This is a genomic window from Mesorhizobium sp. WSM3860 (genome assembly GCF_002294995.1).
GTDB lineage: Bacteria > Pseudomonadota > Alphaproteobacteria > Rhizobiales > Rhizobiaceae > Mesorhizobium.
Map to the genome: position 1 here is coordinate 85874 of NZ_NSGF01000009.1, position 15502 is coordinate 101375.

12 protein-coding genes are annotated in these 15502 nt (G+C 64.8%); all 12 read left to right on the plus strand.

All coding sequences use genetic code 11. The features are described 5' to 3' along the window. Positions 1–3 precede the first annotated feature (3 nt). The 12 genes from murD (at position 4) to recN (ending at position 15370) form a co-directional block, all read left to right on the plus strand. Positions 4–1404: a UDP-N-acetylmuramoyl-L-alanine--D-glutamate ligase gene (gene murD, locus CK220_RS16270; protein ID WP_095812512.1), complete on the plus strand. Its 1401-nt coding sequence runs from the start codon at positions 4–6 to the stop codon at positions 1402–1404. After that, on the plus strand, positions 1404–2555 hold the full coding sequence (ftsW, locus tag CK220_RS16275) for a putative lipid II flippase FtsW (RefSeq protein ID WP_095812513.1): 1152 nt from the start codon (positions 1404–1406) through the stop codon (positions 2553–2555). The genes murD and ftsW overlap by 1 nt, the downstream gene beginning before the upstream one ends. 6 nt (positions 2556–2561) lie before the next feature. After that, positions 2562–3686: an undecaprenyldiphospho-muramoylpentapeptide beta-N-acetylglucosaminyltransferase gene (gene murG, locus CK220_RS16280; RefSeq protein WP_095812514.1), complete on the plus strand. Its 1125-nt coding sequence runs from the start codon at positions 2562–2564 to the stop codon at positions 3684–3686. Continuing rightward, complete coding sequence (gene murC, locus CK220_RS16285; RefSeq protein WP_095812515.1) at positions 3683–5089, plus strand: UDP-N-acetylmuramate--L-alanine ligase; 1407 nt, start codon at positions 3683–3685, stop codon at positions 5087–5089. Before murG ends, murC begins: the two co-directional genes overlap by 4 nt. Continuing rightward, positions 5086–6051, plus strand: a complete 966-nt coding sequence (gene murB / locus CK220_RS16290; protein WP_095812516.1) for a UDP-N-acetylmuramate dehydrogenase — start codon at positions 5086–5088, stop codon at positions 6049–6051. The genes murC and murB overlap by 4 nt, the downstream gene beginning before the upstream one ends. A gap of 310 nt (positions 6052–6361) precedes the next feature. Then, on the plus strand, positions 6362–7288 hold the full coding sequence (locus CK220_RS16295; protein WP_095812517.1) for a D-alanine--D-alanine ligase: 927 nt from the start codon (positions 6362–6364) through the stop codon (positions 7286–7288). After that, positions 7276–8217 carry a cell division protein FtsQ/DivIB gene (locus tag CK220_RS16300; protein ID WP_095812518.1) on the plus strand — a complete coding sequence of 314 codons (942 nt, stop codon included), beginning with the start codon at positions 7276–7278 and terminating at the stop codon, positions 8215–8217. The genes CK220_RS16295 and CK220_RS16300 overlap by 13 nt, the downstream gene beginning before the upstream one ends. Next, positions 8214–9521, plus strand: coding sequence for a cell division protein FtsA (ftsA, locus tag CK220_RS16305; protein ID WP_095812519.1), 1308 nt, complete (start codon positions 8214–8216; stop codon positions 9519–9521). Before CK220_RS16300 ends, ftsA begins: the two co-directional genes overlap by 4 nt. Before the next feature lie 67 nt (positions 9522–9588). Continuing rightward, entirely contained in the window at positions 9589–11244 is a 1656-nt protein-coding gene (gene ftsZ, locus CK220_RS16310) for a cell division protein FtsZ (RefSeq protein WP_095812520.1), read from the plus strand. Positions 11245–11669: 425 nt separating this feature from the next. After that, positions 11670–12617, plus strand: a complete 948-nt coding sequence (gene lpxC / locus CK220_RS16315; RefSeq protein ID WP_095812521.1) for a UDP-3-O-acyl-N-acetylglucosamine deacetylase — start codon at positions 11670–11672, stop codon at positions 12615–12617. 201 nt (positions 12618–12818) lie between these two features. Beyond that, a complete protein-coding gene (locus tag CK220_RS16320; protein WP_095812650.1) occupies positions 12819–13688 on the plus strand; it encodes an outer membrane protein assembly factor BamD in 870 nt (289 codons plus the stop codon). 8 nt (positions 13689–13696) lie between these two features. Then, complete coding sequence (gene recN, locus CK220_RS16325) at positions 13697–15370, plus strand: DNA repair protein RecN (RefSeq protein ID WP_095812522.1); 1674 nt, start codon at positions 13697–13699, stop codon at positions 15368–15370. Positions 15371–15502 lie beyond the last annotated feature (132 nt).

Below are 15502 nucleotides of genomic sequence, written 5' to 3' on the forward strand. Positions count from 1 at the left end.
CGCTTGATCCCCGCCGCTTCCTTTGCAGGCAAACGCGTTTCGCTCTTCGGGCTCGGCGGTTCGGGGATTGCCACCGCGCATGCGCTGATCGCCGGCGGCGCCGATATCCTCGCATGGGACGACAATCCAGACAGCGTCGCCAAGGCAGCAGCCGCCGGGATCGCGACCGGCGACCTGCGCGGCGCCGACTGGTCGCGCTTTGCCGCCTTCGTCCTGTCGCCCGGGGTGCCGCTCACGCATCCGAAGCCGCACTGGACGGTGGAGTTGGCGCGCGGCGCCGGCGTCGAGGTGATCGGCGACATCGAGCTGTTCTGCCGCGAGCGCATCCAGCGCGCGCCGGCCGCACCCTTCGTCGCGATCACCGGCACCAACGGCAAATCGACGACCACGGCACTGACGGCGCATATCCTGAAGTCGGCCAGGCGCGACACTCAGATGGGCGGCAACATCGGCCGCGCCATCATGACGCTCGATCCGCCCGAGCCCGAACGGCACTATGTGGTGGAGTGCTCCTCCTACCAGATCGATCTCGCGCCCTCGATCAATCCGACCGCCGGCGTGCTGCTCAATCTCACGCCCGACCATCTCGACCGCCACGGCACCATGGCCCATTACGCCTCGATCAAGGAAAGGCTGGTCGCCGGCAGCGACACCGCTATCATCGGCATCGACGATTCCTGGTGTGCCCAGATCGCCGACCGGCTGGAGCGGGCAGGCCGGCAAGTGATCCGCATCTCCAAGCGCCTGCCGCTGACCGACGGCTATTTCGCCGATGGCACCAATCTGATGGAAGCCGTGCACGGCCGCTACAGCCGCATCGCATTCCTGGAAGGCATCGGCTCGCTGCGCGGCCAGCACAATGCGCAGAACGCGCTGGCCGCCGTGGCCGCCTGCCTCAGGGTCGGGCTCGAGCTCGGCGAGATCCAGACGGGGCTGGAAAGCTTCCCGGGGCTGGCGCACCGCATGGAGCAGGTCGGCCGCAAGGGCCATGTGCTGTTCATCAACGATTCCAAGGCGACCAATGCCGATGCGGCCGCTCCCGCGCTGTCGAGCTTCAACCGCATCTATTGGATCGCCGGTGGCCTGCCCAAGGAAGGCGGGATCGAGCCGCTGCGCGGCTTTTTCCCGCGCATCGCCAAGGCCTATCTGATCGGCGAGGCCGCTCCCGCTTTTTCCGCCACGCTCGGCGAGGCCGTGCCTTACGAAATTTCCGGAACGCTGGCTGCCGCGGTCGAGCACGCCGCCCACGAAGCCGCGAGCGACACCGGCGGCGAAGCGGTGGTGCTGCTTTCGCCGGCCTGCGCCAGTTTCGACCAGTTCAAGAATTTCGAAGTTCGCGGCGAAGCCTTCAGGCAAGCTGCGACTGCTATTGATGGAGTGAAACCCATCGGAGGGCCACGTTGATGCAAAGCCGTCTCGACAAAAGTCCGGTCGCAACCTGGTGGTGGACGATCGATCGCTGGTTCCTGGCGGCATTCCTGTCGCTGATGGGGCTCGGCATCGTTTTGTCCTTCGCCGCAAGCCCGGCGGTCGCCGAGCGCATCGGTCTCGATAGCTTCCACTTCGCCACAAGGCAGATCATCTTCACCATCCCGGCGCTCGTCGTGATGCTGGCGGTATCCTTCCTTGAGGCCCGGCAAATAAGGCGCATGTCGCTGGCGATGATCTGCATCATGCTGGTGCTGATGGTGGCGGTTCTCTATATCGGCGTCGAGGTGAAGGGCGCGCGGCGCTGGGTTTCGCTCGCCGGGCTCTCCATCCAGCCGTCCGAGTTCCTGAAGCCGGCCTTTGTCATCATTTGCGCCTGGCTGTTTGCCGAGCACAAGCGCCAGCCCGACATTCCCGGCAATCTGTTCGCCATGCTGCTGCTGGCCTTGGTGATCTCGCTGCTGATCGCGCAGCCGGATCTTGGCCAGACCATGCTGGTGCTGGGCACCTGGGGCGTGATGTTCTTCATGGCCGGCCTGCCGTGGTTCTGGATCGTCGCGCTGGGGGCTGCCGGCGTCGGCGGCGTGTTCGCGGCCTATACGGTGTTTCCGCATGTGGCCGCCCGCATCGACAAATTCCTCACCGGCGAAGGCGACACCTTCCAGGTCGACATGGGCCGCGAGGCGCTGATCAATGGCGGCTGGTTCGGCGTCGGCCCAGGCGAGGGCACGGTGAAGCGGGTCATCCCCGACAGCCATGCCGACTTCGTGTTTTCGGTCGCGGGCGAGGAGTTCGGGCTGATCATGTGCTTCTTCATCATGTCGATTTTCGCCTTCATCGTGCTGCGCGGATTGAGCATCGCGCTCAAGGAGCATGACGATTTCACCCGTTACGCCGTCGGCGGGCTCGTCACCGTTTTCGGCCTGCAGTCGGCCATCAACATGTGCGTGAATCTACAGTTGATGCCGGCCAAGGGCATGACGCTGCCCTTCATCTCCTATGGCGGCTCCTCGCAGATCGCGATTGCCGTCTCGATGGGCATGGTGCTGGCGCTGACGCGCAGGCATCCGGAAAAGCGCAAGCAGATAGGCTACGCCTTCTCGCAGCGCGCCATGCCGGCGGAATGAGGCGGAATGTCGAAGGGTGTCATCCTGCTGGCGGCCGGCGGAACGGGCGGACATCTGTTTCCGGCCGAGGCGCTTGCGCATGAGCTGATCGAGCGGGGCTGGGAGGTGCATCTTGCCACCGACCACCGCGCCGAGCGCTACTCCGGCCACTTTCCCGCCGCCGCGATCCACTCCATCCGCTCGGCGACTTTGGGTTCGAAGAATCCCTTCGCCGTGCTCGCGGCCTTCTGGACGATCTGGCAAGGCGTGCGGCAAGCAGGGCGTGTCATCGCCAGGATCAAGCCCGACGCCGTCGTCGGCTTCGGCGGCTATCCGACATTGCCGCCGCTCTATGCGGCGACACGGCGCAAGGTGCCGACGTTGATCCATGAGCAGAACGCCGTCATGGGCCGGGCCAACAAGGCGCTGTCGAGCCGGGTCGATGCTATTGCCGGCGGTTTCTTGCCGGAAGGGGAAAGTGCGGCCGGCGCCAAGACGGTGACCACGGGCAATCCTGTGAGGCCGCAGATACTTGAAGCGGCGAAATTGCCCTATGTGGCGTCGGACGCCAGCGAGCCGTTTCGCTTCCTGGTCTTCGGCGGCAGCCAGGGTGCGCAGTTCTTTTCCGATGCTGTGCCGGCGGCGATCGCGCTTTTGCCCGAAGCGAAGCGCAAGCGGCTGGCGATCACCCAGCAGGCGCGCGCAGAAGACGTGGCGCGGGTGAAGGCCGCCTATGCCGATCTCGGCGTCGACGCGCAGGTCTCGCCCTTCTTTACCGATATGGCGGCGCGCATGGCGGCCGCGCATCTGGTGATGTCGCGCTCCGGTGCCTCGACCGTATCGGAGATCGCGGTCATCGGCCGCCCGGCGCTGCTGGTGCCTTACCCGCATGCGCTCGATCACGACCAGGCGGCGAATGCCGCAGCACTTGCCGCCGCCGGTGGGGCCGAGGTGCATCAGCAATCGACGCTCTCGGCCGAGCGGATCGCCGTGCTGGTCGGCGGGCTGATGGAGGATCCCGGCCGGCTGGCCGCAATGGCCGCGGCTGCCCGCTCGGCCGGAAAACCGGACGCGGCGCGGTTGCTCGCCGATCTGACAGAGGCTATTGCGTCCGGCAAAACGGTTTCGGACTACAGGAGGACGCGCGCATGAAGATGCCGCAGACGATCGGCCTCGTGCATTTCATCGGCATCGGCGGCATCGGCATGAGCGGCATTGCCGAGGTGCTGCACAATCTCGGCTACAAGGTGCAGGGCTCGGATCAGGCGGACGGCGCCAATGTGCAGCGGCTCCGCGACAAGGGCATCGAATGCTTCGTCGGCCACAAGGCCGAGAACATCGGCGACGCCGAGGTGGTCGTGGTGTCGACCGCGATCAAGAAATCCAACCCCGAGCTCAAGGCGGCGCGCGAGAAACTGCTGCCGGTCGTGCGCCGCGCCGAGATGCTGGCCGAGCTGATGCGCTTCCGCCAGGCGGTCGCCATCGGCGGCACGCATGGCAAGACGACGACCACCTCCATGGTGGCGACGCTGCTCGAAGCCGGCGGGCTCGATCCGACCGTCATCAATGGCGGCATCATCAACGCGTATGGCACCAATGCCCGCATGGGTGACGGCGAGTGGATGGTGGTCGAGGCCGACGAGAGCGACGGCACGTTCCTGAAACTGCCGGCCGACATCGCCGTCGTCACCAACATCGATCCCGAGCATCTGGACCACTATGGCAGCTTCGACAAGGTGCGCGAGGCTTTCCGCCAGTTCGTCGAGAACGTGCCGTTCTACGGTTTCGGCGTGATGTGCACCGACCATCCGGAGGTGCAGGCGCTGGTCGGCAGCATCGAGGACCGGCGCGTCATCACCTATGGCGAGAACGCCCAGGCCGACGTGCGCTTCGCCAATCATCGCATGGACGGAGCTACATCCGAGTTCGACGTGGTGATCCGCGACCGCAAGGGGCGGGGCACGACGACGATCATGGGTCTGCGACTGCCCATGCCCGGCCGCCACAACGTGTCCAACGCGACGGCGGCGATCGCGGTAGCGCACGAGCTCGGTCTGTCCGCCGAAGCCATCAAGAAAGGCCTGTCATCCTTCGCCGGTGTCAAGCGGCGCTTCACGCACACCGGCTCCTGGAACGGCGTCGAGGTCTTCGACGATTACGGCCACCACCCGGTGGAGATCGCGGCGGTGCTCAAGGCCGCGCGCGGGGCCACAAAGGGCCGCGTCATCGCGATTGCGCAACCGCACCGCTTCACCCGGCTGCACGACCTGTTCAACGAGTTTTCCGTCTGCTTCAACGATGCCGACACGGTCATGGTGGCGCCGGTTTATGCGGCCGGCGAGGAACCGATCGAGGGCGTGACCTCGGACGCGCTGGTGTCGCGCATCCGTGCCGGCGGCCATCGCGACGCGCGCTATATCGAAGGCCCGGCGGCGGTCGCGCCGGCCGTCCGCGAACTTGCCAAGCCCGGCGACTTCGTCATCTTCCTTGGCGCCGGCAACATCACGCAATGGGCCTATGCGCTGCCCAAGGAACTCGGTGGGGCACCCTCATGATGCGCGGCCAGGACCTGATCGATAAGCTCGGCGATAAGCTTGCCGGCCTGCGCGGTCGCGTCACGCCCAATGCCGAGATGGACAAGATCACTTGGTTCCGTGCCGGCGGGTTGGCGGAAGTGCTGTTCCAGCCGGCCGACGAGGAGGATCTCGCGGCCTTCCTGCGCGCGGTGCCGGAGGAAATCCCGATCACGGTCGTCGGCGTCGGCTCAAACCTTTTGGTGCGCGACGGCGGCATTTCCGGTTTTGTGGTGAGGCTCTCCGCCAAGGGGTTTGGCGAGGCCGAAGTCACCGGATCGACCACCATCAAGGCTGGCGCAGCAACGCCGGACAAGCGTCTCGCCGCCGTGGCTTATGAAGCCGGCATCGGCGGGTTCCATTTCTATCACGGCATTCCGGGCGCTGTCGGCGGGGCGCTGAGGATGAATGCTGGCGCCAATGGCGTCGAGACGCGCGAGCGCGTGATCGAGGTGAGGGCGCTCGATCGCGCAGGCAATGTCCATACGCTGAGCAATGCGAATATGGGCTATGCCTACCGCCATTCCTCGGCGCCTGGCGGATTGATTTTTACCTCCGCCATCTTCGAGGGCATCCCGGAAGACAAGGCTGCGATCAAGGCGGCGATGGATGCCGTGCAGAACCATCGCGAGACGGTGCAGCCGATCCGCGAGAAGACCGGCGGTTCGACCTTCAAGAACCCGGAAGGCTCGTCGGCGTGGAAAGAGATCGACAAGGCCGGCTGCCGCGGGCTGATGATCGGCGGCGCGCAGATGTCTCCCATGCACTGCAACTTCATGATCAACACCGGCACGGCGACCGGCTACGATCTCGAATATCTCGGCGAGACGGTGCGCGCGCGGGTGCTGGAAAATTCGGGCATCCGCCTGCATTGGGAGATCAAGCGGCTGGGCAACTTCCGGCCGGGTCACGCGGTGCAGGAGTTCCTGGGCCAGCTTCTTTAGCTCGCTGCGATGGTTCAAGTAGTGCTTGAACTTGCGTCGTCGGCGACGCCGTCAAGCGTTACCGCAAAGACTCAACAACACACTTTTCTCGCCCGTTTTCGCGGAAAGTGAATCTCTCGGAATCATAGGCACTTGCCAGGGAATCAACTCTCTGATTCTCTGCTCTAAAGCGTTTCCTGATTTGAGTCGTTTGACGCGTTACCCGCGTTTTCCGTCTGGGGGCAACCTGCCGGAAGACTCGGACTCAATGTGCGGAAATGTTGCGTGCGGAAATATTGGTTGCAGGCCCGGCGTGAGAGGGGAAGGCGGGATGAAGAAGAAGCATGTGGCTGTTCTCCTGGGGGGATTTTCCTCGGAGCGGCCCGTGTCTCTGTCGTCGGGGAAGGCATGTGCGGATGCGCTCGAGAATGAAGGCTATCAGGTCACCCGCGTCGATGTTTCGCGCGATGTCGGGTCTGTGCTTGCCGAGCTCAGGCCCGATGTCGCCTTCAATGCGCTCCATGGCCCGTTCGGCGAGGACGGCACCATTCAGGGAATTCTCGAATATCTCGGAATTCCCTACACCCATTCGGGTGTGCTCGCTTCGGCGCTGGCCATGAACAAGGAGCAGGCCAAGAAGGTCGCCAAGGCATCCGGCATTCCGGTCGCGGAATCGAAGGTGATCAACCGCTTCGCCGTCCAGAACAAGCATCCGATGAGGCCGCCTTACGTGGTGAAGCCGGTCAATGAGGGCTCAAGCTTCGGCGTCGTCATCGTGCATGAGGGCCAGTCGCACCCGCCGCAAGTTATCGGCTCGTCCGAATGGAAGTACGGCGAGATCGTCATGGTCGAGCGCTACATCCATGGGCGGGAATTGACTTGCGCCGTGATGGGCGACGTGGCGCTCGGGGTCTGCGAAATCATCCCGACCGGGCATTCCTTCTACGACTACGATTCAAAGTACGTCCCCGGTGGATCAAAACACGAAACCCCTGCAAAAATTTCACCGAATATTTACCAAAAAATACAGACACTGGCCCTCAAGGCTCATCTTGCTATCGGTTGCCGGGGCGTTTCCCGGTCGGACTTCCGTTACGACGACCGTCACTCCGAAAACGGCGAGGTTGTCTGGCTCGAGATCAACACCCAGCCGGGCATGACGCCGACGTCTCTGGTGCCTGAAATCGCCGCGCAAGCGGGGCATTCGTTCGGCGAATTGTTGAGTTGGATGGTGGAGGACGCTTCGTGTCTGCGTTGAGGTGGGGCCAGGGCAAAGGCGGCGGCGCTGGGCCTGCGCTGTTCGGCGTGCCGCTGTCGTTCGACCATTTCGTGTTGCCGCGTCAGCTTCGGCGGCCGGTGCGTTTGCTTGCCCGTCTCTGCGGTGGCGAGTACGAGGCGCCGCGCTTTTCCGCCGCCATCCTCTCGGCTGCGTTGTTGGCTTCCGCCGGAGCCTACGGCGCCTATCTCGGCGGCTACGCCGACAGCATCGTGCAGGGCGTGACGGCCCGAACCGGGTTTGCCGTCGACCAGATCAAGGTCGTCGGCAATCGCCAGACTTCCGAGATCGACATACTGGACCGGCTCGGCCTCGACGGCTGGACGTCGCTGATCGGCTTCGATGCCGAGGCCGCGCGCGAGCGCATCGCGACGTTGCCTTGGGTCGAGGTCGCGGCGGTGCGCAAGATCTATCCTCATACGCTGGAGGTCCGTGTCGAGGAGCGTGAGCCCTTCGCGCTCTGGCAGCAGGGCAATTCGCTTTCGGTCATCGAGCGGTCGGGCGAGGTGATCGCGCCGTTCTCGGGCGGCAAGCAGGCTTTGCTGCCGCTGATCATCGGCACGGGCGCGCCGGCCAAGGCGCCGGATTTCCTGGAGAGGATCAAGCGCTATCCCGAGCTGGCGGCGCGGGTCAAAGGCTATATCCGTGTCGGTGAGCGGCGCTGGGATCTCAAGCTGGAGAACGGCATCACCGTGAAGTTGCCGGAAGACGGCGAGGATCGGGCGATCGCTAAGCTCGTCAAGCTTGATCATGACAACGGACTGTTGATGCGCGACATCGCTGCCGTCGACATGCGGTTGTCCGATCGCCTGGTCGTCGAGCTCTCGCCGGAAGCGGCGACGCAGCGCGAAGCCGCGCTCAGCGACAAGCCGAAGAGCCTGACCAAACGCAAGCCGGAGACGAAGATATGAGCTGGCTTGGCGGCAGCGGTGATGCCTCTTCGCGCCGGTCGGGCACGCTGACGGTGCTCGATGTCGGCTCGAGCAAGGTTTGCTGTGTGGTGGCGAAGCTGAAGCCGCGCGAGGACGGCAAGCTGTTGCGCGGACGCTCGCATCGCATCCAGGTGATCGGCATCGGCCATCAGAAGTCGCAGGGGGTGAAGTCGGGCGTCGTGGTCGATCTCGACCGCGCCGAGCATGCCATTCGTCTCGCCGTCGACGCCGCCGAGCGCATGGCGGGGCTCACCGTCGATTCCCTTATCGTCAACATGACGGCCGGCCGGCTGAAGAGCGAGGGCTTTTCGGCAACCATCAATCTCGGCGGCCATCAGGTCGAGGAAGCCGACATCAAGCGCGTGCTCGCTGCCGGCGCCAAGCAGGCGCTGCGGGCCGAGCGAGAGGTGGTTCATTCGCTTCCCGTCGGCTTCTCGCTCGATGCCGAGCGCGGCGTGCGGGATCCCCGCGGTATGGTCGGGGAGACGCTGGGCGTCGATATGCATGTGCTGACCGGCGATGCCGCTCCGATGCGCAATCTCGAGCTTTGCATCAATCGCTCGCATCTGTCGGTCGAGCGCATGGTGGCGACGCCCTATGCCAGCGGTCTCGCGGCTTTGGTCGACGACGAGCTCGAAATGGGCGCGGCCTGCATCGATATGGGCGGCGGCACCACCACGATCTCGGTATTCTCGGAAGGCAAGTTCGTGCATGGCGATGCCATCGCCATCGGCGGCAATCATGTGACGCTCGACATGGCCAAGGGTCTGTCGACCTCACTCGACGCCGCCGAGCGGTTGAAGGTGATGCACGGTTCTGCGCTGCCGGGCAGCGCGGACGACCGCGACCTGGTTTCCATCCAGCCGATCGGCGAGGAGGGCGAACTGCCGCTGCAAATCCCGCGCTCGGTGATGACGCGCATCATCCGCGCGCGCATCGACGAGACGCTGGAGCTTTTGCGCGACCGGCTGAACAAGTCGGGCTACGGCAACGCCGTCGGCAAGCGGGTTGTTCTCACCGGCGGCGCCAGCCAACTGGCGGGCCTGCCGGAGGCGGCGCGCCGCATTCTTGGACGCAATGTGCGCGTCGGCCGGCCGCTCGGTGTGGCGGGGCTGCCGGAAGCGGCCAAGGGGCCGGCGTTTTCGACCCCGGTCGGGCTTCTGATTTATCCGCAGATGGCGAGCTTCGAGAGCCATTCGGCGAAAGGACTTTCCGGTTTCAGGATGACCGGAACGGGCGGAAAACTGCATCGCATGAGTCAGTGGTTGAGAGACAGTTTTTAATTTGACGGGGACAGCCCCATAGGCGGCCGCAGCGGCGAGGCGGCGGGAAAGGCAAAGGACGGAGACTATGACCATCAATCTCAAGAAGCCGGACATCACCGAGCTTAAGCCACGCATCACCGTGTTCGGTGTCGGCGGCGGCGGCGGCAATGCGGTCAACAACATGATCACAGCCGGCTTGCGCGGCGTCGAGTTCGTGGTCGCCAACACCGACGCGCAGGCGCTGACGATGTCGAAGGCTGAGCGGCTGATCCAGCTCGGCGCGCATGTCACGGAAGGCCTCGGCGCCGGCTCGCAGCCGGAAGTCGGGCGTGCGGCGGCGGAAGAATGCATCGACGAGATCATCGATCATCTGTCCAACACGCATATGTGCTTCGTCACGGCCGGCATGGGCGGCGGCACCGGCACGGGCGCTGCTCCGGTCGTTGCCCGCGCGGCGCGCGAAAAGGGCATCCTCACCGTCGGCGTCGTCACCAAGCCGTTCCATTTCGAAGGCCAGCGCCGCATGAAGACGGCCGACATGGGCATCGAGGAACTGCAGAAATGCGTCGATACGCTCATCGTCATCCCCAACCAGAACCTGTTCCGGCTGGCCAATGACAAGACCACCTTCGCCGATGCCTTCGCCATGGCCGACCAGGTGCTCTACTCCGGCGTTGCCTGCATCACCGACCTGATGGTCAAGGAAGGCCTGATCAATCTCGACTTCGCCGACGTCCGTTCGGTGATGCGCGAGATGGGCAAGGCGATGATGGGCACGGGCGAGGCTTCGGGCGAAGGCCGCGCGATGGCTGCCGCCGAGGCGGCGATCGCCAACCCATTGCTCGACGAGACCTCGATGAAGGGCGCCAAGGGCCTGCTGATCTCGATCACCGGCGGCCGCGACCTCACCCTGTTCGAGGTCGACGAAGCCGCGACCCGCATCCGCGAGGAAGTGGACCAGGACGCCAACATTATCCTCGGCGCCACGTTCGACGAGGAGTTGGAGGGCGTGATCCGCGTCTCGGTGGTCGCCACCGGCATCGACAAGTCGGCGGCCGAAATCGCCGCGGCGCCGATCTCGATACGCGCGCCGCAGAAGCCGGTCGCCCGTCCCGCGGCCCCTGTTCAGGAAAGCCGTCCCGCACCGGTTCAGCAGCAAGCCTACGAGCCGCGCGCCGTCGATCCGGTCGCCGAGGCGATCCAGCTTGCCGAGGCCAACGCCGCCGCGATGGCGCAGCCGCGCCCCGCGCCGGTCGACGACTTCCGCCCGCAGAGCAAGATCTTCCAGGCTCCGCCGGCCCAGCTTCAGCCGCAGCCCATCGCCCAGCAACCGATCATGCAGCCCGCGCCGCAGCGCGAGATGCCGCAGCCGGTGGCCGCAGCGCCGCAGCGCATGCCGCGCGTCGAGGACTTTCCACCTGTCGTGAGGGCCGAAGTGGAAGCCAAGAGCCGCCCTGCGGATCATGAGAACAGCGGACCGATGGGGCTGATCAAGCGGCTGACCAACGGCCTGACCCGCCGCGAGGAGGAGCCGGCCCGGCTGCAGCCGGCGCAGCCGCGCGAGCCGAAACTGCGCCAAGCGGCACCGGAAATGCGCCGCCTCGCCAGCCAGGACCCGCAGCTCTACGCGCCGCGCCGCGGCCAGCTCGACGACCAGGGGCGCCTCACGCCGCAGAGCCGCACGGTGCAGGAAGACGACCAGTTGGAGATCCCGGCGTTCCTGCGTCGCCAAGCGAACTAATCGTTAAAGCGCGCCGCAGAGGCGGCGCGCTTTAAGCCGTTGTTTGATGCATGCCGTTTCCCCAAAAATCGCTGCGCATCTTTTGGGGACATGCACTAACGATATATAACAGCTGTTAACAGGCGGACGAGAGATCGTCTTCCTTTTGCCTTTTAATATCACGCTAAAACAAAGGGTTAGGATTGTTTTTTCGTTCTGGGTCGCGGTTACATGGGGTAAGAAACCGTGATTTGGAGTCTCCCGGACGGGCCATTATCTTCCGCTCGGACTAAAGTCGGTTTGCCGGGATTCGGGGAGTTGGCCCTGCCTGCCGACATATCAGAGCCGCTGCCTTGCTCATTCGCCGCTTTCGCGCGCAGGCCAGATGATCCATTCGGGCCGAAAATGCCTAAGGCTGACAAAGCGGACGCAGGCGGTTTGGGCTTATGGGGTTTGTCTTGCACGACTATCAGACCACAGTTAAAGCGCGCGTGACGCTGACCGGCACGGGCGTCCACAGCGGCAAGCCCGTCACCGTTCACTTCCTCCCGGCCGACGCCGATACCGGCATCGTGTTCCACCTTGCGAATGGCGGCGAGTTCCGCGAGTTCCGCGCGCTGGTCTCCGAGGTCGGTGCCACCGACCTCTGCACCATGCTCGGCGATCCGGCCGGCGAGCATATCGGAACCGTCGAGCATCTCATGGCGACGGTGTTCGGACTTGGCATCGACAATCTCATCATCGAGATCGACGGTCCGGAAGTTCCCATTCTCGACGGCAGCGCGGTGGCCTTTGTCGAAGCCTTCGACCAGGCGGGAATCGAGACGCTTTCGGTCAAGCGCCGCTATATCCGCGTGGTCAAGCCGGTCCGCATCGAAGCCGGTGCATCCTGGGCCGAGTTCCGCCCTTATGACGGCACGCGATTCGAGGTCGAGATCGACTTCGAGAGCCCGGCGATCGGCCGCCAGCTCTTTGCCTCCGACATCAACCCCGACATCTTCCGCCGCGACATTGCGCGGGCCCGCACCTTCGGCTTCATGAAGGATGTCGAGCGGCTGTGGGCCGCCGGCTACGCGCTCGGTTCGTCGCTGGAAAACTCGCTGGTCATCGGTGACGACAACCGCGTCATCAATGTCGGGGGACTGCGCTATCCGAACGAATTCGCCCGCCACAAGACGCTCGACGCCATGGGCGATCTGGCGCTAGCCGGCGCGCGCTTCATCGGCTGCTTCCGCTCCTATCGTGGCGGCCATCGGATGAACGCGGCGGCGCTGCGCCGCCTGCTTTCGGACCGAACCGCCTTCGAGATCGTCGAGACGCGGCGCCGCGAGCGCGGCCGCGTCGCCGAAATGATCGCCGTCAGCGGACCGGTCTACGCGCCCTGGGTGATCTGATTCTTAACGATTTTCTGGCTTTGTAGCGAAGCCGGTGTTGCGCAAATGCATCACAAACCCGTGAAATCGTGCGGCTTTGGGCACGGTCCCAAACCGCCACAAAAATGTGCGATTGGCCGGACATAGCGTTGCCGGGCAAGGGGATAATGGTTTATGGCTGCGGCCCGGACCGAAACGACGCCGAAAGGGCGGAATCCAAACATGTTCTTTTCGCGAGTTGGTCAATCGAAGGCGCCGTATCGGGCTGTTTTCCTGGCGTTTTCGTTGGTCGCCCCGTCGCTGCTGCTGTCGGCCTGCATGTCGTCCGAGAAGGACGTCAATCTGGCGACTTATGTCGACCACACCGAACCCGCAGACGTTCTCTACAACCAGGGCCTCGCCAATCTGAATGCCGGCCGCCTCGATGAGGCGAGCAAGAAGTTCGATGCCGTCGACCGCCAGCATCCCTACTCGGAATTCGCCCGCAAATCGATGGTGATGGGCGCCTTCGCCGACTATCGCGCCGGCAACTATGACGAGGCGATCGGTTCCGCCAAACGTTACCTGACCCTCTATCCGTCGACCGACGATGCCGCCTATGCGCAGTACATCATCGGCTTGAGCTACTACCGGCAGATCAAGGACGTCACCCAGGACCAGAAGGAGGCGCGCCAGACGGTGCAGACCATGCAGGACCTGGTGACCCGCTGGCCGAATTCCGAATATGTCGACGACGCCAAGGACAAGATCCGCTTCGCCACCGACCAGCTCGCCGGCAAGGAGATGCAGATCGGCCGCTACTATCTCGAACGCCGCGAATATATCGCTGCCGTCAAGCGCTTCCGCACCGTGGTCGAGAACTACTCCAACACGCGCCATGTCGAGGAAGCGCTCGCGCGACTGACCGAAGCCTACTACGCGATGGGCCTGACTTCGGAAGCGCAGACAGCAGCAGCGGTGCTTGGCCACAACTATCCGGACAGCCAGTGGTACAAGGATTCCTACAAGCTCCTGCAGAGCAACGGGCTTGAACCGCGCGAGAATGCCGGGTCGTGGATTTCCAAGGCTGGGAAGCTGATCACCGGCGCCTGACACTTCTGATGCTGTCCAGACTGTCGATCCGCGATATCGTCCTGATCGAGAAGCTGGACATCGACTTCTTGCCTGGACTTTCGGTGCTGACCGGCGAGACCGGCGCCGGCAAATCCATCCTGCTCGACGCGTTGTCGCTGGCGCTTGGCGCGCGCGGCGACGCTTCGCTTGTCCGCCATGGCGCGGCGCAGGGCCAGGTCATCGCCGTGTTCGACGTGCCGCGCAACCACCCGGCGCGCGCGCTGCTTGCCGGCAACGACATCGAGCATGATGGCGACATCATCCTGCGCCGCGTGCAGACTGCCGACGGACGTACCCGCGTTTTCGTCAATGATCAGCCATCCAGCGTTACTTTGATGCGCGACGTCGGCCGTGCGCTGGTCGAGATCCACGGCCAGCATGACGAGCGCGCGCTCGTTGATCCCGGCGCCCACCGCGAATTGCTGGACAGTTTCGGCGGCCATCTCGGCGCCGTGCGCGGCACGGGCGAAGCCTGGCGCTATTGGCGGAACTGCGAGCAGGAGCTTTCGCGGCACCGCGCCAAGGTCGAGGCGGCGGCGCGCGAGGCCGATTATCTCAGGGCCTCCGTCGCCGAGCTGGCAAAGCTCGATCCGCAGCCGGGCGAAGAGACCGAGCTTGCCGAATTGCGCGCGCAGATGATGCGCGCCGAAAAGATCGCGTCCGAGATCCACGATGCGCAGGACGTGCTGTCGGGGCCGTCTTCGCCCCTGCCGCAGCTCGCCAGCCTGCTCAGGCGACTGCAGCGCAAATCGGGTGAGGTGCCTGGCCTGCTCGACGATGTGGTGAAATCGCTGGACGAGGCAATGATCTCGCTCGACGCGGCGCAGTCCGGGGTCCAGACAGCCCTACGCGCCACCGAATACGATCCGCAGCGCCTGGAGAAGGCGGAAGAGCGGCTGTTCTCGCTGCGGGCGGCCTCGCGCAAGCACAATGTTGCGGTCGACGATCTGGCGCAACTGCGCGACACGGCGGCGGCCGACCTTGCCGATCTCGATGCGGGCGAGGAACGGCTGCACGGGCTGGAGAAACAGGCCGCCGCCGCGCGCGAAGCTTACGACATCGCCGCGGCGCAGCTCTCTTCGCTGCGCCATGCGGCGGCGGCGGGCCTCACCAAGGCGGTGATGGCCGAACTGCCGGCCCTCAAGCTCGAGCGGGCGGAGTTCATCGTCGAGATGGTGAGCGATGCCGAGAGCCGCATGGAAGAGGGCATCGACCAGGTCGGGTTCTGGGTGCGCACCAATCCGGGCACACGGCCCGGGCCGATGATGAAGGTTGCGTCCGGCGGCGAGCTGTCGCGCTTCCTTCTGGCGCTGAAGGTGGCGCTTGCCGACCGCGGCTCGGCGCCGACCCTGGTCTTCGACGAGATCGACACCGGCGTCGGCGGCGCGGTGGCCGACGCCATCGGCCAGCGGCTGGCGAGGCTGTCGAAGCGGGTGCAGGTGCTCTCGGTCACGCATGCGCCGCAAGTGGCGGCGCGCGCCGCCACGCATTTCCTGATCTCGAAGTCCGGCGGCAAGGACCGTGTCGCCACCGGCATTGCCGAAATGGACCGCGCAGCGCGCCAGGAAGAGATCGCGCGCATGCTGGCCGGCGCCACGATCACCGATGAAGCGCGCGCCGCCGCTGAACGGTTGCTGCGCGAGAACACGGCGGCCGCCTAGGCTTCTTGATTTCTCCGGCTAGAACCCTGAGTCAGCAGATGGCTGCATGCTGCTGTTCAGCAATGATTTTTGCGCAAGCCGACTCCCTGCCGGCGAATCCTGATTTATAGTGGCCCGCCACAATTCGAGGAC